This is a genomic window from Pseudomonas monsensis (assembly GCF_014268495.2).
GTDB lineage: Bacteria > Pseudomonadota > Gammaproteobacteria > Pseudomonadales > Pseudomonadaceae > Aquipseudomonas > Aquipseudomonas monsensis.
On the sequence record NZ_CP077087.1, the window covers coordinates 3957440 to 3981465 of the forward strand.

Sequence of the window (24026 nt, forward strand, 5' to 3'; positions counted from 1 at the left end):
CCTTTATTGCATATGGATAGCACGCGATTGTCGGGCCGGCATAAATCAATTCCTCTCGGCGCTGTCGAGCTAAACGAGACTGCGATCTTTTAATCTTGCGTTAAGAAATCAAAGTCAAAAGATCGCAGCACCTACAGCGAAATCACCGCCAGTAAACAGCCTGAAACAATAAAACCGTCGCACATCTGCAGCGACAAACCAGCCGAACGCCCTCCGACAGGCGCGCCCATCAAGGCTTCGGACCTGCCGCCCACCCTTCAAGAGCGGCCCGCCACCGAATCAGCCGTGCGTTTAAAAAGGCAATCAGACCGCCCACCCTTGGTATCATCGCCCACACTTTTTTGACGGTTTGATGACGTGGAAGGTCTTTTTTTGTGAGCGCTTTTTTTCACTGGCTGCGGCGGCCGCATGCCCGCCTCTTTTCGCTGATTGTGCTGGTGCTGATCGTCCCGGTGTGCCTGCGCGCGGCGCTGGGCTGGTCGACGCCGCTGGGTTATCTGTCGGACCTGGCCATCGGCAGTCTGCTGCTGGTGGTGCTGCATCGGCGGGCGTGGTGGCTGGCGTTGCCGGTGCTGTTGTTCTGGGGTTTGCTGGCGGTGGCCACGGCGGAACTGGTCAGTGCCGTCGGGCGCCTGCCGACGCCGGCGGATCTGCATTACCTGATCGACCCGCAATTCGTCGAGAACTCCACCGGCGGCGGGATGGCGCATCCGGCATTGGCGGTGACCTTGCTGGTGGCGCTGCTGTTCTGGCTGCTGACACAGTTCGTCAGCCGCGCAGTGAAGCGCCCGGCTCTGCCTCGCGCCATCTGGGCCGCCCCCGTGGTGCTGTTCGCCGCACACTGGGCTGCGCAGAACCTGTGGCCGAACGAAGACGATCCGTGGCGGCAGTACAACCTGCCGCATCAGTTGCTCGCCAGTCAGGTCGCCGATCTGCAAATCCAGGCCGAGGAATGGCTCGACGGTGATGTCGAAGAAGCCGCGCCGGTCATGGCCGGGCTCACCGATGTCGACCTCAACGGGCACAAACTGCTGAGTGCACCGGGCCAGGCACGCAACGTATTGATCATCGCCCTGGAAGGCATCCCCGGTGCCTACATCCGTGCCAACCGCGAAGCCATCGGCAGCCACTATCAGGAAGACCTCATGCCCAACCTCAGCCGTTGGGCCGAGCGCGGCATGAACACGCCGGATTACGTATTGCACACCCACCAGACCATTCGTGGCCTGTACGCGATGCTTTGCGGCGATTACGACAAGCTCAACAACGGTACGCCCAAAGGCGTGGAAATGCTGACCCAGCACGAGCGCAATAAGGCGTGCCTGCCGGCGCAGCTGCGTCAGAACGGCTTCAGCACGCATTATCTGCAAGGTGCCGGCCTGCGTTTCATGGCCAAAGACAAGATCATGCCGCACATCGGTTTCGCTGCCACGCATGGTCTGGAGTGGTTCAGCAACGCTAACTATCTGGAATTCCCGTGGGGCAAGGACGACAGGGCCTTCTTCGAAGGTGCGCTGGATTATGTCGGCCAACTGAAGACGCAAAAACAACCGTGGATGCTGACGCTGCTGACCGTCGGCACCCACCAGCCCTACTCCGCGCCGGACGATTACCTTGAGCGTTACGAAACGCCGAAACAGGCCGCCGTCGGTTATCTCGACGATGCCCTGGAACAGTTCCTCAGCGGCCTGGAACGCCAGGGCGTGCTCAAGGACACCCTGGTGATGATCACGTCGGATGAATCCCACGGCATCGACGGCGTGCGCCTGGCCTCCTCCTGGGGATTCAACCTGACCCTGGCGCCGGAGCATGAACAGCTGCCGCGACTGAATGCCGGGGTCTATGGCCACGTCGATCTGAGCGCTTCGATCCTCGACTATTTCGACCTGCCGGTGCCGTCCGCGCTGAGCGGTCGCTCGTTGTTCCGCGACTACGACAGCGGCCGCGAAATCATGTCGTTCACCAACGGCAAGCTGCGCTATCACGATGGTCATGGCATTTTCTCCGAATGCGACATGCCGCGCCGCTGCCGCTATTACGAAAGCGCCGGCTTCATCGCCGAAAGCGCGAAGTTCAAGGGCAACTACAGCGGCCACCCGGCCCGGCAGATCGCCGCCCGGGCCGATGCGCTGGACCTGTCGTTGCTGCGCACCCCGCTCAATCATCGCTATCAGTTCGGCAGCAACAACGTCATCCCGCTGCAGGCGCAGATCAAGGATGACTGGGCCGATAACCTGATCGGCGCGCAGTACCTGGAAATGCCCAAGGGCTCGCACACCCGCGTACGTCTGACGGTGCGCTCGGTCGATCCGCAGCAGGCAGCGTACATTCAGCTCAAGGCCAAGGAGTTCGAACAGGACGTGCAACTGGGGCTGCCGTCGGAGATGGTCGCCACTGCGGATCAGCCGCTGGAGATGGATTTCAGCTTCGACAACCCGCTGCCGCGCAAGGCCTTCTCCTTCCACTTATTGGGATATGGGCTTGGTGCGGTGGAAGTGACGGATTTCAGCGTGATCACTGAAGTACCGGGGCAGGAAGACATCCTCGACGACGTGCCGGACGACGAAGCCGCACAATCGAGCTGAGCACAACGTCCTGCGACAACTCCTGCATGGCGCACGCACTAAAAGGTTCTGACTATCACCACCCAATAGTCGGCCTATTAGCTGACTGCGCCAGTCGGGTCTAGCCTTACTAGTCCGAAGTCGGCACGAGCCGGCCGTAGAAGACCTGATAAGGACCCGAACATGGCAAACGAATCGAAATGCCCGTTCAACCGCGCCGCCGGTGGTGGTACGACGAACCGTGACTGGTGGCCGAATCAACTTAACCTGAAGATCCTCAGCCAGCATTCGCCCAAGTCCGATCCGCTGGGCAAGGACTTCGACTACGCCAAAGCCTTCAAAAGCCTGGACTTCCAGGCGCTGAAACAAGACCTGCGCGCGCTGATGACCGACTCGCAGGACTGGTGGCCCGCCGACTTCGGCCACTACGGCCCGCTGTTCATCCGCATGGCCTGGCACAGCGCCGGCACCTATCGCACCGCCGATGGCCGCGGCGGCGCCGGCTCCGGGCAACAGCGTTTTGCCCCGCTCAACAGCTGGCCGGACAACGTCAGCCTGGACAAGGCCCGGCGCCTGCTGTGGCCGATCAAACAGAAGTATGGCCGCAATATTTCCTGGGCTGACTTGATTGTCCTCACCGGCAACGTCGCGCTGGAGTCGATGGGCTTCAAGACCTTCGGTTTCTCCGGTGGCCGTCCCGATGTGTGGGAGCCGGATGAGGACGTGTACTGGGGCTCGGAACGCGAATGGCTCGGCGGCGACAGTCGCTACGGCAAAGACAAATCGGCCATGCAGGAACCCGGTGACGGCACGCTCGTGGCCGAACCCGATCTGCACGGCAAAGAGGAAAGCCGCACCGATCAGGGCGAGCGCAATCTGGAAAACCCTCTCGCCGCGGTGCAGATGGGCCTGATCTACGTGAACCCGGAAGGCCCGGAAGGCAATCCCGATCCAGTCGCCTCCGGGCGCGACATTCGTGAAACCTTCGCCCGCATGGCCATGAACGATGAAGAAACCGTGGCGCTGATCGCCGGCGGTCACGCCTTTGGCAAGACCCACGGCGCCGGCCCTGCCGACAATGTCGGGCCGGAGCCGGAAGCCGCCGGGCTGGAAGAACAAGGCCTCGGCTGGCGCAACGCCTTCGGCACCGGCAAAGGCGCCGACACCATCACCAGCGGCCTGGAAGTGACCTGGACCACCACGCCGACCCAGTGGAGCAACAACTACCTGGAAAACCTGTTCGGCTTCGAGTGGGAGCTGTTCAAAAGCCCGGCGGGTGCGCACCAGTGGAAACCAAAAAACGGCGCTGGCGCCGGCACCGTTCCGCATGCTCACGATCCGAGCAAGAAACTTTCGCCGACCATGCTCACGTCTGACCTGGCGCTGCGCTTCGACCCGATCTACGAGCCGATCGCCCGGCGCTTCCTGGCCAACCCGGAGCAACTGGCCGACGCCTTCGCCCGCGCCTGGTACAAGCTGATCCACCGCGACATGGGCCCGCTCTCGCGCTACCTCGGCCCGGAACTGCCCAATGAAGAGCTGCTGTGGCAAGACCCGATTCCGGACGCGACTCACCCGCTGATCGACAGCAATGACGCGGCGGCGCTGAAAAGCAAAGTGCTGGCGTCCGGTCTGTCGGTGTCGCAACTGGTCTCCACCGCGTGGGCCGCAGCATCGACGTTCCGCGGTTCCGACAAGCGTGGCGGCGCCAATGGCGGTCGTCTGCGTCTGGCCCCGCAGAAGTTCTGGCAGGCCAATCAGCCGGAGCAACTGGACAAAGTGCTGAAAACCCTCGAAGGCATTCAGAACGAGTTCAATGCCGGAGCCTCCGGGAAGAAAGTCTCGCTGGCGGACCTGATTGTGCTGGCCGGTAATGCCGGGGTCGAGCAAGCGGCGAAAAACGCCGGGCACTCGGTTTCCGTGCCGTTCACCCCAGGACGCACCGATGCCACCCAGGAGCAAACCGACGTCGAATCGTTTGGTTTCCTCGAACCGATCGCCGATGGTTTCCGTAACTACAGCAAGGGCAAATACACCGTTTCAGCGGAAGCCCTGCTGATCGACAAGGCTCAACTGCTGACCCTCTCCGCGCCGGAAATGACCGTGCTGGTCGGCGGCCTGCGCGTCTTGGGCGCCAACACCGGGCAGAGTCGTCACGGCGTCTTCACCACCCGCACGGAAACCTTGAGCAACGACTTCTTCACCAACCTGCTGGACATGGGCGTGGAGTGGAAGCCGACCTCACGGGCGGCGGACGAGTTCGAAGGCCGCGACCGTAATACAGGGAGCGTGAAATGGACGGCAACGCGGGTTGATCTGGTGTTCGGTTCGAACGCGATCCTGCGGGCGCTGGCCGAGGTGTATGCGAGCTCTGACGCGAAGGAACAGTTCGTGAAGGACTTCGTGGCGGCGTGGGCCAAGGTGATGGAGCTGGATCGCTTCGATCTGAAATAACGCAAACGCAAAAAAACTGTGGGAGCTGGCTTACCAGCGATAGCGGCAGATCATTCAACATCGACGTTGAATCTAATGCCGCCATCGCGGGCAAGCCCGCTCCCACAGTGTCTGGTGTAACCCGGCTTACGCCAGGCTCTTGCTCACCACTTCGTACACGTCGCTGGACAGCTGACCGGAAGCCAGAATCCGCTCCAGCTCGGCCCTCATCAACGCCTGCCGCGCGCTGTCATATTTGCGCCAGCGGGTCAGCGGCGCCAGTTGGCGCGAGGCGATCTGCGGGTTGAAGCCGTTCAGTTCGATCACCAGGTCGGCGAGGAAACGGTAGCCCGAACCATCCGCCGCGTGGAAGTTGATCAGGTTCTGTCCGGCAAACGCACCCACCAGTGCACGCACCTTGTTCGGGTTCTTGATCGTGAACGCCGGGTGCTGCATCAACGCTTTCACGCGCTCCAGACCGCCCGGCAAGGTGCTGCCGGCCTGCACGCTGAACCATTGATCCATGACCAGCGGGTTGTCCTTGAAGTGCTCGGCGAAGCTCGCCAGCGCCAGGGCTTTCTGTTCCTCGAACGGCGAGTTGACCAGCACGGCCAGCGCGGTCAGGCGCTCGGTCATGTTGTCGCTGTTTTCGAACTGCTCCAGTGCGGCGGCCAGTACTTCAGGCTTGCCGCTGAGCATCAGGTACGACAGCGCAATATTCTGCAGCGCACGACGGGCGAAGTGCTCGGCCTCGGCCACGTACGGCGTCTGCTTCGACAGGTCGCGGTTGGCCTGATAACGCAGCCACAGCGCCTCAAACAGATTGTCCGCCAGTTGCTTGCGGGCAAATTCGCGTGCGGTGTGGATGGCTTCGACGTCAGCCACTTCGCTGATTTCGGTGAGATAGGCCTCACCCGGCAGCGAGAGCATTTCGGCGACCATCGCCTGATCCAGCGACTCATCGGACAGCACGGTACGCAGCGCCGTGATCAACCGCGAATCGAGTACCAGACTCTCGCCCTTTTGCTGCTGGCCGATCAGCTCTTGCAGCACCTGCACCGACAACTGCTGCCCGGCGTCCCAGCGGTTGAAGCCGTCGCTGTCATGCTGCATCAGGAACATCAACTGGTCGCGGCTGTACGGGAAGCTCAGTTTCACCGGGGCCGAGAAACCACGCAGCAAGGACGGCAGCGGATGTTCGGCGACGTCGACGAAGGTGAAAGTCTGTTCGGCTTCGGTCACCGAGATCACGCGAGTGGTGCCTTGCGCCGACGCTTCGCCAGCCAGACGCAGGGCTATCTCATTGCCATTGCTGTCGAGCAGGCCGAGTTCGACCGGAATCACGAACGGCAGTTTTTCGACCTTGTCCGGGGTTGCCGGGCAGCTCTGGCGGAAGGTCAGGCTGTAGGTCTTCGCTGCGGCGTCGTAGGACTCGCTCACCGCCAGACGCGGTGTGCCCGCCTGGCTGTACCAGCGCTTGAACTGGCTGAGGTCGACGCCGTTGGCATCTTCCATGGCCTTGATGAAATCGTCACAGGTCACGGCCTGACCGTCGTGGCGTTCGAAATACAGGTCGCTGCCCTTGCGGAAGCCTTCGGCGCCGAGCAGGGTGTGGATCATGCCGACCACTTCCGAGCCCTTTTCGTACACGGTCAGGGTGTAGAAGTTGGAAATCTCGATGAAGCTGTCCGGCCGCACCGCGTGAGCCATGGGACCTGCATCTTCGGCGAACTGGTGGGTACGCAGGTACGCCACGTCCTGAATGCGCTTGACCGTGGCCGAGTTCATGTCCGAGGAGAACCCGGCGTCACGGAACACAGTGAAACCTTCCTTGAGCGACAGCTGGAACCAGTCGCGGCAGGTCACGCGGTTGCCCGACCAGTTATGGAAATATTCGTGGGCGACGATCGCCTCGACCCGCTGGTGCGCGGCGTCGGTGGCGGTTTCGGCGCGGGCCAGCACGGCGCTGGAGTTGAAGATATTGAGGCCCTTGTTCTCCATCGCGCCCATGTTGAAGTCATTCACCGCGACGATCATGAAGATGTCCAGATCGTACTCGCGACCGTAGACCTCTTCGTCCCAGCGCATCGACTTCTTCAGGCTGTTCATCGCGTGCTGGCACTTGTCGATGTTTTCCGGCTCGACGTAGATGCGCAGCGCGACATTGCGATTGGTCATGGTGGTGAAGGTGTCTTCGACGCACCACAAATCACCGGCCACCAGCGCAAACAGGTACGCCGGCTTCATGAACGGGTCTTCCCAGGTCGCCCAGTGCCGGCCGTCTTCGCCGGGGCCCGAGGCGATCGGGTTGCCGTTGGAGAGCAACACCGGGTAGCTGTGCTGCTCGGCGACCACGGTGGTGGTGAACTTGCTCATCACGTCCGGGCGGTCGAGGTAATAGGTGATCTTGCGGAAGCCTTCGGCCTCGCACTGGGTGCAGAACATCGTCCCGGACTTGTACAGGCCTTCCAGCGCGGTGTTGGTTTCCGGGTGGATCTTTACGCTGGTGTCGACGGTGAAGCTGGCGCTGGCGGGCTGCAGGGTCAGGGTGTTTTCCGTCAGCTGATAGTCGTCGGCGCCGAGTTCCTGGTCGGCCAGGGTCACCGACAGCAACTCCAGTTGCTGGCCGTCGAGCACCAGCGGCGGCAGGCCCGGGCCACGCTCAGGGTTGCGACGCATCACCAGTTGCGCGTGGACCAGACTGTGATCCTCGAACAACTCGAAGGTCAGGTGCGTCTCGTCGATCAGGTACTCGGGTGCCTGATAGTCCTTCAGGTAAATCATCTTCGGTTGTTCGGTGCGCATGCTGGAATCCTTATTGATGCACGGCGAGCTGATAGGCCGTGTACTTACGAATGTTGATCACGCCGGTGTCGAAAATCAGGTACTGGCCCTTGATCCCCAGCAGCGTGCCTTCGGCAATCGGGTTCTTGTCCAGGTTGAAGCTGACGATTTTGGCCGGGTATTGCTCGACCGGATAGCGGATTTCGAGCGGTTCGACATCGGCAATCGTCTGAATTGCCTGTAGGCCGAATCGCTGTTGCAGACCTTGCAAGCCCTCGGCGCAGCTTTCAAACAGCTGATCGCGAACTTGCGCCAGGTCCACCGCCGCCGCATCGCCCTTGAGCAACGCGCGCCAGTTGGTTTTGTCCGCCACCTGGCTGCGGAACAGGTCTTCGACGAAGCCGGACTGCTGGCGCGTGGCGACGCGCATGATCGGCAACGCCTGACTGGCGCCCTGATCAAGCCAGCGGGTCGGCAATTGCGTAGCGCGGGTGATGCCAACCTTGATGCCCGACGAATTGGCCAGATACACCACATGGTCGGTCATGCAAAACTTCTGGCCCCACTCGGGTTCACGGCAGGTGCCGGCCTCGAAGTGGCAGCGCTCCGGGCTCATGATGCACAAGTCGCACTGCGCCAGCTTGGTCATGCACGGGTAGCAGTAACCCTGACTGAAACTGGTTTTGGTCTTGCGTCCGCAATGGGTGCAATGAATCGCCCCCAGGTACTCCAGACGCACCGTGGTGCCGATCATGGGATTGACCGGCACCTCGACGTCATCCAGACGAAACGCATATTGCACGTTCGGCCCGTCGAGGCGCGCCGACATTTTGCTGATTGCACCGCGGCCAATCTCGATCAATGGATGGCATCCGACTTGAACAGGATGTTCGGCACTTCGATCGACTTCGACGCACATTCCTGCGGGCCCATGTAACCGGTGCGCTGCTCTTCAGGCAGGTTCTGGATTTCCCAGGCGATCATCGCCTGCAACGACAGCTCGCGCTGTTCGGCGGTGAGTTTGCCGCCGTCGGACCACTTGCCGATTTCCACGGCCAGTTTCAGGCTCTCGTAGATGTCCGGGGTGATGTTGTTGATCATTTCGTTAAAAGAGGACATCAGGGTCTCCGTGCTCTTTATTCACTGAAAATTTTAGGCGGCCAGTTTACGGCGGTTATACAAACCGCCCAACAAACCGGTGAAGCATCCGATGAGTAACCCGCTAACGTGCGCAGCGTTGGCGATCTGGCCGAAACCGATCATCGAGACCAGCCCGGACATGCAGATCACCAGCCACACCAGCATCATCACCAGCACGCCACGCGGCAGGCGATACGCCGGGTTCGGCGCCAGCAACTGGAAAATCCAGCAGTGGCCGAGCAATCCGTAGAGCACGCCGGACAAGCCGCCAAACAGGCTCGGGCCACTCCAGGCGAACTGCGCGTAGTTCGACACCAGGCTGAACAGCAGGGTCAGACCGAGCAGATTGATGCTGCCCTGACGTGACTCGATGCGCCGTCCCAGCTCCCAGTACCACATGCCGTTCATGGCCAGGTGCAGGATGCCAAAGTGCAGCAGCATCGGCGTGAACAGGCGCCACCACTGCCCCGCCGCCAGACTGTCGGCCAGCGGCGTGAACTGGATGTACTCGCCGACCACGCGGAAGTCGAGGAAGGTCAGCAGGCGGATGGTGTCGAGGTTGTCGCCCAGGTAGGTCAGGCCACCGACCAGCAGGCTCAGCAGCAGGATAAATCCGGTGGCCTTGGCGTGTTTGAGTTGTTCGGCGAAGCTCGGACGCTTGAAGGTCGGCGCCACCGGGATCTCCAGTTGCTGATCGGGATCGCCCGCCGGGAAGCGCTCGTACAGCGAACGCACGTCCTCGCTGATTTCCGCCGGTGCCCACAGCACCTGCTCGCCCGCCTCTTCGCTGACCCGATGCGGCACCTGCATGCGTTGCAGCAGTTTGACGAAACCGCTCAGGTCCACTGCCAACGGCAGACGCAATACCGCTACCGCACTCATTGCAGCACCTCCGGCCGCTCGACATCGACCCAGACAAATTTATGCGGATCGAGGCGGGTTTCCTGATCCAGACGATAGGCCACCAGTTTGCCGTAGAGCACCGCGCTGTAATCGAGACACGCGAGGTTCGGGCGGATCGGCGCCGGTTGGCCGCTGCGCCAGTAGTGGCCGACGAACAGCAACGGCTCGTCGACGCCGTAGCGCAGCAGGTTGTTTTTTTCGCTGGAGCTCAGCGGCTTCTGCGCCACCGGCTCTGGCAATGCATCCGGCTGGAAGACGATGTCGCCGTAGGTTTTCGGGTCGTCTTCCCAGAATTTGGTGCGGAAGAACGAACGCACCAGACCGTCGCCGCTGGTCATGGTCAGGCCATCCGGCAGGCGCATGTCGGTGCCGCGCAGCAGGCGATCAAACACGGTGCAGGCGAAGCTGCCGGGCACGGCCGAGGCCTGGAGAAAGTGTTCATCAATGCGCGCATCGGCGAACAGCCCGCGTAACGGTTCGATCAGGCTGGCATCCCAACAGGCGTGCACCACGCGGAAGCGCCCGGCATCCACCACCAGCGGCAGCTCGTAGAACCAGTTGAGGAAGTCGTGCCAGTCCCCCGGATGGTCTTCGAACTGGCTCAGGGTTTCGTGCAGCAGGCGCGCATGGCGCGGTGTGTGTTCGCGGACGAACTGCTTGCCGCTGCCCGGTGGCGCCGGCGTGCTCCAGCCGAGCGCGTTGAATTCGTGGTTGCCCATGATGCACAAGGCCTGGCCGGCCTCGACCATGTCGTGGACGATGTGCAGTGCCTCGCGGATTCGCGGGCCACGGTCAATGATGTCGCCGACGAACACGGCCATGCGCGATGGATGCCGCCAGACCCCGCCCTGCTTGTGGTAACCGAGACGGTCAAGCAGGTGTTCGAGGGTCAGGGCGCATCCGTGCACGTCACCAATCAGGTCATAACTGCGCGCGGGATCGAGCATCAGTCGCCTCCACCACCCAACTTGCTGCCCCAGCCGAGCTTGGTCCGGCAGACTTCGTAATAGTTGTGGTCGAGCGGGTGAATCAGCCGCAGCTTCTGGGCTTTCTTGCTGACGGTGATGGTGTCGCCCGGCGCGCAGGTGAAGTGGTTCTGCCCGTCGCAGGAGACCTGCGGATAGATCTGCATGTTTTTCGACACGACGATTTTCAGCTCACTGTTGCCATCGACCACAATTGGCCGGCTCGACAACATATGGGGGTACATCGGCACAATCACAATGGCGTCGAGCTTGGGATGCATGATCGGCCCGCCGGCGGACAGCGCGTAGGCCGTGGAGCCGGTCGGGGTGGCGACGATCAGGCCGTCGGCCTTCTGGCTGCAAACGAACTGGCCGTCGATGTACAGCTCGAACTCGATCATCCGCGTCGATTTGCCCGGGTGCAGCACCACGTCGTTGAGTGCATCGCCCTGGCCGATGGCCTCGGCATGCCGGCGCACTTCGGCTTGCAGCAGGAAGCGGTTTTCCACCAGGTAATGGCCGTCGAGCACCTTGGCCACTTCGACTTCCAGCTCATCGGGGCGAATGTCGGTGAGAAAACCGAGGCTGCCACGGTTGATCCCGAGCACCGGAATATTGTGCTTGGCCAAGGCGCGCGCGGCGCCGAGCAGGCTGCCGTCACCGCCGACGACGATGACCATGTCGCAGACTTCGCCGAGCATCTTGCGCGACGAGGTCTGCAGGCCGTGGCCCGGCAGGACTTCGGCGATGGTGTCTTCGAGAATCACGTGCAGGTGACGATCGAGCAGAAAGCGTTTCAGTCGGCGGACGGTATCCAGCACCTGGGAACTGCCCAGGCGACCGATGATGCCGATATTGCGAAATTGCTCCATGGGACCTCTGCGGACAATCGAAAACGCGAAAAGCACGATTATGGGCGAAAGCCTGCGATAGACAAAATCCTTTCAGCCTCAAGGGTGTGCTCGTGTTTCAGGCTATGCTCGCAAGATGATCCTGTTTCCCGATTTGCTCCAGCTGCCGCACCAATTACGCCATCCGGAAGTGCGGGATCTGGCGTGGGTGATTCTGGCGCCGCCGATGCTCGCCGCCACGCCGTGGCCGCAGCGTCATCCGCTGGCCGGCAGCGATTGGGTGCATGACCCGCAGCGACTGGAACACTGGTTGCGCGAGCTCGACCGCGACAGTTATGGCTTGCTGCATTGGCTGTCGCAGGCGCGCACCCGGCGCCTGGGCCTGTATTACGAACGGTTGTGGCAGTTTGCGGTGGAGCACGCGCCGGGCATCGAATTGATCGCCGCCAACCTGCCGATCCGCCGCGAAGGCCACACCCTCGGCGAACTGGACATGCTGCTGCGAGACCGCGACGGGGTGCATCATCTGGAGCTGGCGATCAAGTTGTACCTCGGGCCGCAGCACGGTGACGGACGGGATCCGGCGCAGTGGCTGGGGCCCGGATGCCATGACCGGCTGGACCGCAAACTGGCACATCTGGCCGAGCATCAATTGCCGATATCGGCCCGTCCGGAAAGCCGCGAGGCGCTGGCGACGCTGGGCATCGGGGTGTTCAGTGCGCAGCTGTGGCTGGGCGGATACCTGCTGTACCCGTGGCCCGGTGAGGCCGAATCGCCGAAAGGCGCACATCCGCAACACCTGCGTGGCAGTTGGCTGCATCAAAAAGACTGGCCGGCCTTTGTCGATCAGCGCCCGGCCGGACGCTGGCAACCGCTGCCACGCCACGCCTGGCTCGCACCGGCGCATTATCCGGCGGACCAGACCTGGAGCCACGCACACTTGCAGATGTGGCTGGATGACCTGGAACCCCTGGCCCCGGCGCAACTGATGGTGCGCCTGATCGAGAATGCACGGGGCGAATGGGAAGAGGCGGAGCGATTGTTTCTGGTGTCGGATCTTTGGCCGAATGTGCCGGGTCAGGCCTGAGATTTTTAGCGCCTGAACCGGCCCCTTCGCGAGCAAGCTCGCTCCCACATTTGGACTGCATTTCAAATGTAGGGAGAGGCGATACACTCCCCTGTGGGAGCGAGCTTGCTCGCGAACGGGCCGACTCGGTCTAAAGGGATAACCGCAGAGCCAAAGCCGCCAAGGTAATCAACAGCACCGGCACCGTCAGCACAATCCCCACCTTGAAGTAATACCCCCAACCAATGTGGATCCCCTTGCGCTCCAGCACATGCAACCACAACAACGTGGCCAGGCTGCCGATCGGCGTAATCTTTGGCCCCAGGTCACTGCCAATCACGTTGGCGTAAATCATCGCTTCCTTGACCACCCCGCTCGCCTGACTGGCATCAATCGACAACAACCCGATCAACACCGTCGGCAAGTTGTTCATGATCGACGACAGCAACGCCGTCAGCACACCGGTGCCCAGCGCCGCGCCCCACACGCCATGCTCGCCGAACACATCCAGCCAACCGGCCAGATACCCGGTCAGCCCGGCATTACGCAGGCCATAGACCACCAGGTACATGCCCAGCGAGAAAATCACGATCTGCCACGGCGCTTCTTTCATCACCTTGCGCGTGGAAATCTTGTGGCCGCGGGCAGCGATGCAAAGCAACAGCGCGGCGCACACCGCGGAAATCGCACTGATCGGAATGCCCAGTGGCTCCAGCGCAAAACAACCAATGAGGAGGATTACCAACACTGCCCAACCGGCGTAGAACGTGGCTTTATCGTGAATCGCAGTTTCTGGGTGTTCGAGTTGTTCAGGGTCGTAAGCCGCCGGAATGTCGCGGCGAAAAAACCACAGCAACATGCCCAGCGTCGCCGCAACGCTGACAACGTTGACCGGCACCATCACCGCCGCATAGCGGTTGAAGCCGATGTGAAAGAAGTCTGCCGAGACAATATTGACCAGGTTCGATACCACCAGCGGCAGGCTCGCGGTGTCGGCGATAAAACCTGCCCCCATCACGAACGCCAGGGTTGCCGCCGGTGAAAAACGCAGCGCCAGCAGCATGGAGATGACGATGGGCGTCAGGATCAGCGCCGCGCCGTCATTGGCGAACAGCGCCGACACCAGCGCACCGAGCAGCACCATAAAAGCAAACAGCTTGCGTCCGCTGCCCCGCCCCCAGCGCGCCACATGCAACGCGGCCCAGGCAAAGAACCCGGCTTCGTCGAGCAACAGGCTGATGATGATCAGCGCGACGAACGTGCCGGTGGCGTTCCAGATGATCTGCCACACCAGCGGGATATCGCTCAGGTGAACGACACCGAAGATCAGCGCCAGTACGGCGCCAAGCGTCGCACTCCAGCCGACGCCGAGGCCTTTGGGTTGCCAGATGACAAGGGTAATGGTCAGCAGGAAAATCAGTGACGCAGCGAGCATCCGCAACAGCCTTAATAAATGGAAAATAAGCCAAACCACAAAAATGTGGGAACGAGCTTGCTCGCGAAAGCGAACTGTCAGTCACCAAAGGTGTGGCTGATGGCCCTTTCGCGAGTAAGCTCGCTCCCACATGATCTCTGTTTTACCGCCGATCTGACCAGATTATTTCTTGTGTTGCTCCACGAACTGCCCATACGCATTGATGAAATTCTGCAGGAATGGTTTCACCGAGTCGCTCAACTTGCCCGCCTCGTCAAATGCCGAACCCGCGCCACCCAGATACGCTTCCGGCTGCTGCATGCACGGCACATTGAGAAACACGAAGGACTGACGCAGATGCTGGTTGGCGCCAAAACCGCCAATCGCCCCCGGCGACACGCTGATTACCGCACCCGGCTTACCGCTCCAGACGCTTTTGCCATACGGCCGTGAACCCACGTCAATCGCATTCTTCAACGGTGCCGGCACCGAGCGGTTATATTCCGGGGTGACAAACAGCACCGCGTCGGAAGAGCCTACTTCTTGGCGGAAAGTGCTGTAGGCTGCCGGCGGTGAATCGCCGTCAATGTCTTCGTTATAGAGTGGCAGGTCGCCAATTTCGACAATCTTCAGTTTGAGGTTCGCCGGTGCCAGCTCGGCCAGCGCCAGTGCGACTTTGCGGTTGATCGATGCTTTGCGCAGGCTGCCGACGACTACAGCGACGTTGTAGACATTGCTCATGGAAGACTCTCGACTGTCCGTGGGAAGAGCCTGTAGTTATAGATGATTCGATGACAGTTTCACCAGCGCGCAAGGGAAATTCCTCCGCACTGATTATTTTTTTCCTGTAGGAAAACTTACAGGGCTTGATGAAGGTCTACCAAGCCGCAAATCAAGCGTTTTATCTCCAGAGGTTCTAAGCAGATGGCAGCAGTACTCGTCGGTCAGTTCCATGCAAGAGATGCGGAAGGCCGCGTTTATTCCGTGCATGAGTTCCAGGAATCCACCCCGTCGGCAGACGGTCTCACCGGCATGGAGCCTGTCACCACCTACAAACTGGCGATTGGCGATCGCGTCAAAAAGCTCAGTGACAATGAGTTTTTGCTGGTTCAGTCGGACATCACCCTGATCCGCGAACCCGAGCCAACCGTCGCTCAATAACACCTCGTTATGAGCAGAAGTCATATGCGCAGAGTTGGGGTAGGATTCAGCCTCTGACCCCACCTGCTGAACATGGACTTCACGCATGCGTTTACGTCATATCGAAGTGATTCGGGCGCTCTTGCAGACCGGTCACCTGGGCACGGCCGCCGAATGGCTGCAATTGCCGCTGACCGACGTTGAAGCGCGCTTGCGTGAAGCCGAGAGTGAGTTGGGGTTCATGCTGTTCGCCAGCGTGCGCGGACGCTTGCAGGCAACGCCCGAAGCCCGGGCATTGCAGGTGGAAATCGCCCATGTCTATGAAGCGCTGGAGCCAGTGCAGCGTCTGGCCAGCAGCCTCAAGCAATACCTCGCCCCGCCCCTGCGCATCATCGGCACTCCGCCGCTGGCGCAACAATTACTGCCACAAAGCCTTGCCGCCCTGCGCCGGCGCCTGCCTGACGCACCGTGCACCTTGCTTGGCGCATCAACCCGCGACATCGTCCGCAGCCTGTTGCTGCGCGAAAGCGATCTGGGCCTGAGCCTGCACGACCCCGAACACCCCGACATCCACGCCCGGCCACTGGCCCAAGGCAAGTTGCAGTTGCTCGCTCCCCACGGCTGGCTGCAACCGAAGCAAAAGTACATTTCCCTGCAGGACCTCGCCGGTCAGGCGATGATCGGCCTCGAAGGCCACGACCCGCTGAGCCCGGCACTGGAAAACAAGCTCCAGGCCCTGCGGCCTGTGCCGAGCATCCAGACCCGGGTGCAAACCCACCAGATGATGCGCAGCATGGTCGAGGCCGGCGAAGGGCTGGCCATCGTCGACCCGTTCACCGCCCTTGGCGCAAGGGCCGGCGGGCTGGACGTGTGCCCGTTGTCACCGGCAGTGCCGATCAGCCTGTACGCGCTGACCTGCAAACACGCGGCCACGCCTTCTGCGATTCAGACCCTGCTGGCAATCGTCACGGAACAAGCCGAGGCGATGCTGTCGAGCTGAGCGGGCGCTCCAGCGGATTATCGAACAATCGATACCAGAACAGCGCCACTTCGGCGGTGTTCGGATCGATGCCGCGATAACGCAAATGGTCGATACCGCCAATCACATAACCGCAACGCTCATACAGCCGACAGGCGCCGAGGTTGTTGTTCTGGGTTTCCAGCATGATCCCCGGCAGCTTCTTTTTGCGGCTCCAGAACTGCGCGACATCCAGCAACGCCTTGGCCACACCGTGCCGACGGGCCGGGGCATGCACCGCCAGTTCGTCGATATGGGCGAAGCCGTTCCAGTTGGTACTGATCACCAGATGACCGACCGGCTCGTCATCCAGATACGCCATGAAGATCGCGCTGTCGGGCGCATTGTGAAAGGCGCTGAACTCCTCCGGATCGATGCCGTAGCACTTGCGGTACGGCACGATCGGCGTCACCTGCCACTGCTCGACCGGTGCGCCGACCACCGCGGCCCCATACGCAACCACTTCAAAACTGAAGTCGCTGCCCCAGATATAAGGCGCAAAGCCCTCATCGGCGACCCGCACCGACAGCCCTGGGTATTTCGGATTCATGACCGGTTGCATACTCGGGAAAGTCCTCATTCCTTGACGCAATCGACGGTGTAGAACCGCCCATTGCCTTCATCTTCATGTTGCAGTCCATGCACATCAGCGACAAAACCGGGAAAGCTGCTATCGAACGTGCGGGCAAACTTCAGGTAGTCGATGATCGAGCGGGTGGCTTCGGTGAAGCGCTCGCCGGGCATGATCAACGGAATACCCGGCGGATACGGCACCAGCATCACCGCCGCGATCCGCCCCTCCAGCTCATCTATCGGCACCGCTTCGACTTCGCCACGCACCAGATGATCATAGGCGTGGGCCGGTTTCATGGCGATTTCCGGCAGTACCGTGTACATGCGTTTAAGGTGTCTGGCCGTGGCATTGCTGCGATAGCAGGCATGCAATTGATCGCACAGATCGCGCAGGCCCATGCCGCGATAACGCGTGCTGTCTTGTTGTGCAACGCACGGCAGGCAGGTTTCGAGACGGACGTTGGCATCGTAACTGCGCTTGAATTCCAGCAATTCAGTAAGCAGCGTGCTCCATTTGCCTTTGGTGATGCCCATCGAAAACAGCACCAGGAACGAATACAGACCGGTCTTTTCCACCACCAGCCCACGCTCCCAGAGGAACTTGCTGACCACCGCCGCCGGGATGCCCTTCTCGCTCAACGCACCGCCGGCGTTCAACCCCGGCATCACCAGGGTGACTTTGATGGGGTCGAGCAGCACGTAGTCGTCACTGACTTCACCAAACCCGTGCCATTCGGCCTCCGGCTGCAACAGCCAGTCTTCGGTCTGCACGCGGTCGATACCTTCGACCCCCGGCGGTTGCCAGATCGAGAACCACCAGTCATCGGCGGCAATGTGCTGCCGCAGATTAGCCAACGCCCGGCGGAAGCTCAGGGCTTCGTCGAAGGTTTCCTGCAACAGCGAGCGCCCGGCCGGGCCTTCCATCATCGCCGATGCCACGTCCAGCGAAGCAATGATGCTGTACTGCGGCGAGGTCGAGATGTGCATCATGAACGCTTCGTTGAAACGATCACGGTCCAGTTGCCGCGCCCCGCCGTCCTGCACGTGAATCATCGAAGCCTGACTGAACGCGGCGAGCAGTTTGTGCGTGGAATGGGTGGTGAACACCAGCGGGCTGGTTTCGCTGCGCGAGGTGGCCATGCCGTAGCGACCGGCGAAGAACTCGTGAAACGCCGCGTAGGCGTACCAGGCTTCGTCGAAATGCAGCACTTCGACGCTGTTGCCCAGGTTCTGCTTGATCAGCTCGGCGTTGTAGCACAAGCCGTCGTAGGTTGAGTTGGTGACCACCGCCAGTTTGACTTTCGGCTCACGCCCCTTGGTCAACGGGCTGGCCTCGATCTTGGCCTGAATCGATTCGCGACTGAATTCACTCAGCGGAATCGGGCCGATGATCCCCAGTTCATTGCGCTCCGGACACAGGTACAGCGGGATTGCGCCGGTCATGATGATCGCGTGCAGCACCGATTTGTGACAGTTGCGATCAACCAGTACCAGGTCGTCGCGACCGACCATCGAGTGCCAGACAATCTTGTTGGCGGTCGAGGTGCCATTGATCACGAAAAAGGTGTGGTCGGCGCCGAAGTTGCGCGCCGCGCGGGCTTCCGCTTCAGCGAGGGGGCCAGTGTGGTCGAGCAGCGAACCGAGCTCCGGTACGGACACCGACAAATCCGAACGCAGGGTATTTTCCCCGAAGAACTGATGAAACGCCTGCCCCACCGGACTCTTGTGATACGCCACACCGCCGCCGTGGCCTGGGGTGTGCCAGGAATAATTGGAGTCGGCTGTGTGCTGCACCAGCGCCTTGAAAAATGGCGGCAGCAAACCATCCAGATACTTGCGCGCCGCCCGCGCCACTTGCCGGGCGAGGAACGGCACGGTGTCTTCGAACAGATACAGGATGCCGCGCAGTTGATTGAGCTCGGCCATGGCATCGGCCGGGGCGTTTTCCAGGGTGACCTGTTCGCCCAGGGCAAAGATCGGCAGATCCGGTGCGCGCACCCGCGCCAGGCCGATCAGTTCGGCCATGTTCTGCAATAAATGGGAGTTCGTGCTGGCGTCTTCGGCAGCGATCAGCATGCACGCCAGACCATGATGGGTCGAAGCCACCAACCGCCCTTCGGTGTAATCGGTGGCCGAAACGATATTGAAACCTTCCTGCTCCAACTCGCGGGCGATGCCACGGATACGGTCACCGGCGACCGTGTCGGCCTTGATGTCGCGGTGGACGATCAACACCGGAAACTTCAAATCTTTGTACATGAGGCTCAGTGTCCTGAGGCGGCGGATCAATGTCTGCCAATGCACTCAGGGTAGAGGGTTGCAGCGAAAGTGGCGAGGGTGGCCAGTTGGCTTCATGACACCTGACCTGACTTTTGTGGCGAGAGAGCTTGCTCCCTCACCACAGGGACAGGGTCAAGCCTGCGCGTCAGCCTCGGCGATCTGCGTCCACAACGCCGGCCCGCCCGCCGATTTAGCAATGATCTCCAGCCGCGCCATATGCGCCGCCAGCTCTTCTTCCGTCGCCCGAATGATCCGCGCGGGCTGGCGATCGGCCGGCAGACGCCGGATCTCGGTGGCGGAGTTGTCCGCCCCCTCTCCTGTGCCATTGCCGTCGGAAGCGTTACCGGCCAGCGACAGACTGGTCTGGCCACCGGTCATGGTCAGGTAGACGTCGGCGAGAATCTCCGAGTCGAGCAAGGCGCCGTGCAGTTCACGGCCGGAGTTGTCGACGCCATAACGTTTGCACAACGCATCGAGGCTGTTGCGCTGCCCCGGGTGACGTTCCCGGGCCATCATCAGGGTGTCGAGGATCGAACAGTGCCGGGTGATGTCAGCGCGATCGTGCTGGCCCATCAAGGCGAATTCGTTGTTGATGAAGCCAACGTCGAACGCCGCGTTATGGATGATCAGCTGCGCGCCGTTGATGAACTCGAAAAACTCGTCGGCCACCTCGGCGAAACGCGGTTTGCCGACGAGGAATTCGTTGGTGATGCCGTGAACGCCGATCGCGCCTTCGTCACTCTCGCGATCCGGTTGCAGATAGACGTGAAAGTGCCGGCCCGTGAGGCGCCGACCGATCAGTTCGACACAGCCGATTTCAATGATCCGGTGACCATCGGTCACCGGCATGCCGGTGGTTTCGGTATCGAGTACAACGGATCTGGTGGCCATCAGTGTTCAATTCTCAACGGGGTCATTCGTGCAAAAAAGCGGATGTTAACACGCTCGGCGGGGTGTTTCAGTCAGACCGTGGCGCGCCCTTCGCGAGCAAGCTCGCTCCCACATTGGAATGCATTCCAATTCAGGGAAGGGGCATCAGATCTGGAATGCATTTCCCTGTGGGAGCGAGCTTGCTCGCGAATGGCCGCACCACGGTTCAGAAGCGAAATCAGCTTTGCTTGTAGCCGCGCACTTCATCCACGCCACGGTTGGCCAACTGGTCAGCCCGCTCGTTGCCGTGATGCCCGATGTGCCCGCGCACCCACTTCCAGGTGACCTTGTGGCGATTGACCTGCTCGTCGAGCTCTTTCCACAGATCAGCATTTTTCACCGGTTCTTTCGCCGCTGTCTTCCAGCCGCGCTTCTTCCAGTTGGCCATCCACTCGTTGATGCCTTTCATCACGTACTGCGAGTCGGTCACCAGCAATACTTCGCAGGGCCGCTTCAAGGCTTCGAGGCCACGGATGGCGCCGAGCAGTTCCATGCGGTTGTTGGTGGTATTGGCCTCGCCGCCCCACAGTTCCTTTTCGACGCCCTTGCACACCAGCAAGGCGCCCCAGCCGCCCGGACCGGGGTTGCCCTTGCAGGCGCCGTCGGTGAACAGTTCTACGCTATCGACGCTTTCGCTCATGCCAGTCTATCCAGAATAAATGCCTGCCTCGTCAATCGCGGATCGACGATGGCCGCAGCCGGAGCATGTCCGGCCACTTATAAAAAGAAGGTTTACGGTTCGATACGGCGGCGGTTGACCTTGGCCATCGGCAGCGGAATCAGCTTGCCCATCGGCTCGCGACGTTCCTGACGCACCGGTCGCAGGCCGACCACAATCTTGCGTGCCACCAATAAATAGAAACCGCCGCCCGACAGTTGCCAGTCACCGGCCTTGCGTTCCCAGCCGGCCAGACGGGCCTGCCACTTGGCTGACGCGAGCGGCGGACGATAGCACCCGAAGCGGCGTTTCTCCAGCGCAAAGCCCAGCAGATTGAGCCAGTCGGCCACTCGCGACGGCGAGATGCAACGGGCCTGACGCAAGGCGTCATGGGCGAAGACATGCCGCAATCCCCAGGTGCTCCAGGGGTTGATGCCGACGATCAGCAAATGCCCGCCGGGGCGCACGCTGCTCGCGGCTTCGCGCAACAGGCCGTGGGGCGACAGACAGAAATCGAGGCCGTGCTGCATCACCACCACGTCGGCGGCATGCTCGCTCAGCGGCCAGGCCTGTTCTTCGCAGACGATCTCGACCCCGGGCAGCGGCGCGCCAAGGCGCACGTTGCGCTGAACCTGCGGTGCCGAGGGCGGGGTTTGCGCGGACGGGCCGTAATGCACCAGATAACCACCGAAGAAACGACCCAGCTCGTCTTCAAGCATGCGCCGCTCTTCGTCGAGCAGAAATTGCCCGAGCGGCCCCGACAGCCATTCACGTGCGGCGCTGATCAATGCCAGCCAGTCCGGATCGGCCTGAGCGAACGCTTTATCGGTCATGTCATTCTCCAACGCGCCAGGAACTACTAAGATGCGCCAATGTTTTCCGCTTGGCGAATTCCGACAATGATACAGATCAGTGCCCTGCCCGCGTTCACCGACAACTACATCTGGTTGTTACAGGATCACCGCTCCCAACGCTGTGCGGTGATCGACCCGGGCGACGCCGCGCCGGTGCTGGCGTGGCTCGACGCCCATCCGGGCTGGGTGTTGAGCGACATTCTGATCACCCACCACCATCATGACCACGTCGGCGGCGTCGAGCGCCTCAAGCAGGCCAGCGGCGCCACGGTCTATGGGCCGGCCAGCGAAAACATCCCGGCGCGCGACGTGGCGCTCAAGGACAACGACAGCGTCAGTGTGCTCGGCTGGGACTTCGCGGTCTATGCGGTGCCCGGTCACACCTTGGGACACATTGCCTATTACCACCACGGTCTGCTGTTTTGCGGCGACACCTTGTTTGCCGCCGGTTGTGGCCGCTTGTTCGAAGGGACGCCGGAGCAGATGCACCATTCCCTGAGCCGTCTCGCCGCGTTGCCCGAAGATACGCTGGTCTACTGCACCCATGAATACACCCTGAGCAATCTCAAGTTTGCGGCTGCGGTGGAACCGACCAACCCGGACATCGCCGCTCGTCTGGAAAAAGTCAGCCAGCAACGGCAAAACGGGGTCATGACCCTGCCCTCGACCCTGGCTCTGGAAAAGCTCACCAACCCGTTTTTGCGGACCACTGAAACATTAGTTACACAAAAAGTGGACGAACGGGCAGGCGCTCAAAACCGGGCGCCGAGTGAGGTATTTGCTGCGCTGCGAGCCTGGAAAGATAAATTCTAAGTGACTCACCAGCTGGTACAAAAATTCTGAATGGTTGACCGCAGGGGGTGCGCTTTCTAGAATCGCCCGACATTTTTGCCCGGAACTTACTTCCAGCCAATGTCGTCATCCATACGTAAGTCCGTCAATTCAGACGCATTGACCCGCCTGGCGCAAGCCATCGCGGTGGCTGTGTCCGCCACGCTGGCGGGCTGTTCCAGCCATGCTCCGCAGACTGAAGCGACCCATACGCCGAACATTGCTGCGCGAGCCAAGCAGAAGCCCATCTGGCTGAGTGAAAAGCCCAGCCCGCAGGTGCCCCAGGACATCTGGGAGCGTATGCGCGGCGGTTTCCAGCTGCAAGAAGGCCTGGGCGTGAACCCGCGCATCGAGCAGCAGCGCCTGTGGTTCGCCAGTAACCCCTCTTTCCTCGAGAATGCCGGCGAACGCGGCAGTCTCTATATTCATTACATCGTCGAGCGTCTCGAAGAGCGCAACATGCCGCTGGAGCTGGCCCTGCTGCCAGTGATCGAGAGCGCCTACAACCCGATGGCCTACTCCCGCTCCGACGCGTCGGGGCTGTGGCAGTTCATCCCGTCCACGGGCCGCTACTACAACCTGCGCCAGACCCGCTTTTATGATGGCCGTCGCGACATCACCGCCTCGACCACCGCAGCGATGGATTACCTGACCCGCCTGCACGACATGTTCAACGGTGACTGGCTGCTGGCCCTGGCCGCCTACAACGCCGGTGAAGGCACCGTCAGCCGCGCCATTGAGCGGAACGAGAAGCTAGGCCTGCCGACCGACTACTGGAACCTGTCTTCGTTGCCGGCGGAAACCCAGGCCTACGTGCCGAAACTGCTGGCGCTGTCGCAAGTGGTGCTGGCGCCGGAAGCCTACGGCGTGAACCTCAACCCGATCGCCAACGAACCGTACTTCCAGGTCGTCGAAATCAACCAGCGCATGGACCTGTCCAAGGTCGCTGCGGTGGCCAACATCGACGAAGACGAACTGTTCCAGCTCAACCCGGCCTTCAAGCAACGCACCACCATCGACGGCCCTCAGCATTTGCTGGTGCCGACGTCGAAGGCGCAATTGCTGACGGCCAGTTTGCAGACCATGCGTCCGGAAGAGCTGATCAGCCCGCGTTCGCTGAAACCAGTCTTCGAAGGCGCCGATCCGTCAGAAGTGGCGCAGCTCAAGCGTGCCTATCGGGTGAAGCGTGGCGACAACCTCGGTTCCATCGCCAAGGCCAACAAGGTCGAAGTCAAAGACCTGCAGCGCTGGAACAAGCTGACCGGCAAGAACCTCAAGGTTGGTCAGACCCTGGTGATGCAAGACACCACCAAGCGCGCGCCGGCACGCAAATCCGGCCGGGTCAACACGGTGATTGCGGCCAACAGCAAGAGCAAAGGCAAGGACGACAGCGCGCAGCAAACCCAGTACAAGGTCAAACGCGGCGACACGCTGTACGTCGTGGCCAAGCGCTTCAACGTTGAGATGCAGCATCTCAAGCGCTGGAATCCGGGTGCGGGTAAAGCACTGAAGCCGGGGCAGATGCTCACGGTTTATCAGCCGCACTGACAGAAGAGCCCCTGAGATTTCGGGGGCTTTTTTTGATCACGTTTTTGAGGTGTGCATTAGATCCATCCCCCTCA

The 24026-nt window shown here is 61.2% G+C and carries 20 protein-coding genes; 7 read left to right on the top strand and 13 right to left on the bottom strand.

What is annotated here, in order from left to right; all coding sequences use genetic code 11:
* Positions 1 to 374 precede the first annotated feature (374 nt).
* Together HV782_RS17305 and katG are read left to right on the top strand one after the other, a co-directional pair.
* Positions 375 to 2585, top strand: a complete 2211-nt coding sequence (locus tag HV782_RS17305) for an LTA synthase family protein (protein ID WP_128615466.1) — start codon at positions 375 to 377, stop codon at positions 2583 to 2585.
* 162 nt (positions 2586 to 2747) lie between these two features.
* The gene (gene katG / locus HV782_RS17310; RefSeq protein WP_186748546.1) at positions 2748 to 5018 is read left to right on the top strand and encodes a catalase/peroxidase HPI; all 2271 of its coding nucleotides are present in this window, start codon (positions 2748 to 2750) and stop codon (positions 5016 to 5018) included.
* A 126-nt stretch (positions 5019 to 5144) separates the two neighbouring features.
* On the opposite strand, the gene pepN is transcribed toward katG, so the two are convergent.
* From pepN to HV782_RS17340, 6 genes are read right to left on the bottom strand one after another with little or no spacing between them, the layout of a single operon-like run.
* Positions 5145 to 7802 carry an aminopeptidase N gene (pepN, locus tag HV782_RS17315; protein WP_186748545.1) on the bottom strand — a complete coding sequence of 886 codons (2658 nt, stop codon included), beginning with the start codon at positions 7800 to 7802 and terminating at the stop codon, positions 5145 to 5147.
* A gap of 10 nt (positions 7803 to 7812) precedes the next feature.
* Entirely contained in the window at positions 7813 to 8643 is an 831-nt protein-coding gene (locus tag HV782_RS17320; protein ID WP_186748544.1) for a DUF2797 domain-containing protein, read from the bottom strand.
* Positions 8640 to 8900 (bottom strand): YeaC family protein, encoded by a 261-nt coding sequence (locus HV782_RS17325; RefSeq protein WP_123462815.1) that lies wholly within the window; start codon positions 8898 to 8900, stop codon positions 8640 to 8642. Before HV782_RS17325 ends, HV782_RS17320 begins: the two co-directional genes overlap by 4 nt.
* Before the next feature lie 33 nt (positions 8901 to 8933).
* Positions 8934 to 9803, bottom strand: a complete 870-nt coding sequence (locus HV782_RS17330; protein WP_186748543.1) for a rhomboid family intramembrane serine protease — start codon at positions 9801 to 9803, stop codon at positions 8934 to 8936.
* Positions 9800 to 10774 carry a metallophosphoesterase gene (locus tag HV782_RS17335; RefSeq protein WP_409202031.1) on the bottom strand — a complete coding sequence of 325 codons (975 nt, stop codon included), beginning with the start codon at positions 10772 to 10774 and terminating at the stop codon, positions 9800 to 9802. The genes HV782_RS17330 and HV782_RS17335 overlap by 4 nt, the downstream gene beginning before the upstream one ends.
* Positions 10771 to 11661 carry an NAD(+) kinase gene (locus HV782_RS17340; protein WP_003224174.1) on the bottom strand — a complete coding sequence of 297 codons (891 nt, stop codon included), beginning with the start codon at positions 11659 to 11661 and terminating at the stop codon, positions 10771 to 10773. Before HV782_RS17340 ends, HV782_RS17335 begins: the two co-directional genes overlap by 4 nt.
* 115 nt (positions 11662 to 11776) lie before the next feature.
* Between HV782_RS17340 and HV782_RS17345 the strand changes: the two genes are divergently transcribed.
* Positions 11777 to 12727: a DUF1853 family protein gene (locus HV782_RS17345; protein ID WP_186748542.1), complete on the top strand. Its 951-nt coding sequence runs from the start codon at positions 11777 to 11779 to the stop codon at positions 12725 to 12727.
* Positions 12728 to 12857: 130 nt separating this feature from the next.
* Here the strand turns inward: HV782_RS17345 and HV782_RS17350 are convergent, their stop codons facing one another.
* Both HV782_RS17350 and HV782_RS17355 read right to left on the bottom strand, forming a co-directional pair.
* Entirely contained in the window at positions 12858 to 14141 is a 1284-nt protein-coding gene (locus tag HV782_RS17350) for an arsenic transporter (protein ID WP_186748541.1), read from the bottom strand.
* 162 nt (positions 14142 to 14303) lie between these two features.
* Positions 14304 to 14861 carry an NADPH-dependent FMN reductase gene (locus HV782_RS17355; RefSeq protein WP_123462805.1) on the bottom strand — a complete coding sequence of 186 codons (558 nt, stop codon included), beginning with the start codon at positions 14859 to 14861 and terminating at the stop codon, positions 14304 to 14306.
* A gap of 183 nt (positions 14862 to 15044) precedes the next feature.
* Between HV782_RS17355 and HV782_RS17360 the strand changes: the two genes are divergently transcribed.
* Complete coding sequence (locus tag HV782_RS17360) at positions 15045 to 15281, top strand: hypothetical protein (RefSeq protein ID WP_064587205.1); 237 nt, start codon at positions 15045 to 15047, stop codon at positions 15279 to 15281.
* Between the two features lie 85 nt (positions 15282 to 15366).
* Positions 15367 to 16260: a LysR family transcriptional regulator gene (locus tag HV782_RS17365; protein WP_186748540.1), complete on the top strand. Its 894-nt coding sequence runs from the start codon at positions 15367 to 15369 to the stop codon at positions 16258 to 16260.
* Here HV782_RS17365 and HV782_RS17370 read toward each other — a convergent pair.
* From HV782_RS17370 to HV782_RS17390, 5 genes are all read right to left on the bottom strand, one after another.
* Positions 16226 to 16840, bottom strand: a complete 615-nt coding sequence (locus tag HV782_RS17370) for a GNAT family N-acetyltransferase (protein WP_123462801.1) — start codon at positions 16838 to 16840, stop codon at positions 16226 to 16228. The two genes, HV782_RS17365 and HV782_RS17370, sit on opposite strands and share 35 nt — an antisense overlap.
* A 14-nt stretch (positions 16841 to 16854) precedes the next feature.
* Positions 16855 to 19110: an Orn/Lys/Arg family decarboxylase gene (locus HV782_RS17375; RefSeq protein WP_123462799.1), complete on the bottom strand. Its 2256-nt coding sequence runs from the start codon at positions 19108 to 19110 to the stop codon at positions 16855 to 16857.
* 153 nt (positions 19111 to 19263) lie between these two features.
* Positions 19264 to 20022: a DNA polymerase III subunit epsilon gene (dnaQ, locus tag HV782_RS17380; protein WP_123462797.1), complete on the bottom strand. Its 759-nt coding sequence runs from the start codon at positions 20020 to 20022 to the stop codon at positions 19264 to 19266.
* A gap of 217 nt (positions 20023 to 20239) precedes the next feature.
* Positions 20240 to 20701 carry a ribonuclease HI gene (gene rnhA / locus HV782_RS17385; protein WP_003224162.1) on the bottom strand — a complete coding sequence of 154 codons (462 nt, stop codon included), beginning with the start codon at positions 20699 to 20701 and terminating at the stop codon, positions 20240 to 20242.
* Positions 20702 to 20793: 92 nt separating this feature from the next.
* Complete coding sequence (locus tag HV782_RS17390) at positions 20794 to 21552, bottom strand: class I SAM-dependent methyltransferase (protein ID WP_123462795.1); 759 nt, start codon at positions 21550 to 21552, stop codon at positions 20794 to 20796.
* A 66-nt stretch (positions 21553 to 21618) separates the two neighbouring features.
* Between HV782_RS17390 and gloB the strand changes: the two genes are divergently transcribed.
* The gene (gene gloB, locus HV782_RS17395) at positions 21619 to 22386 is read left to right on the top strand and encodes a hydroxyacylglutathione hydrolase (RefSeq protein ID WP_186748539.1); all 768 of its coding nucleotides are present in this window, start codon (positions 21619 to 21621) and stop codon (positions 22384 to 22386) included.
* Positions 22387 to 22485: 99 nt separating this feature from the next.
* Positions 22486 to 23952 (top strand): transglycosylase SLT domain-containing protein, encoded by a 1467-nt coding sequence (locus tag HV782_RS17400; protein ID WP_186748538.1) that lies wholly within the window; start codon positions 22486 to 22488, stop codon positions 23950 to 23952.
* Positions 23953 to 24026: the final 74 nt, after the last annotated feature.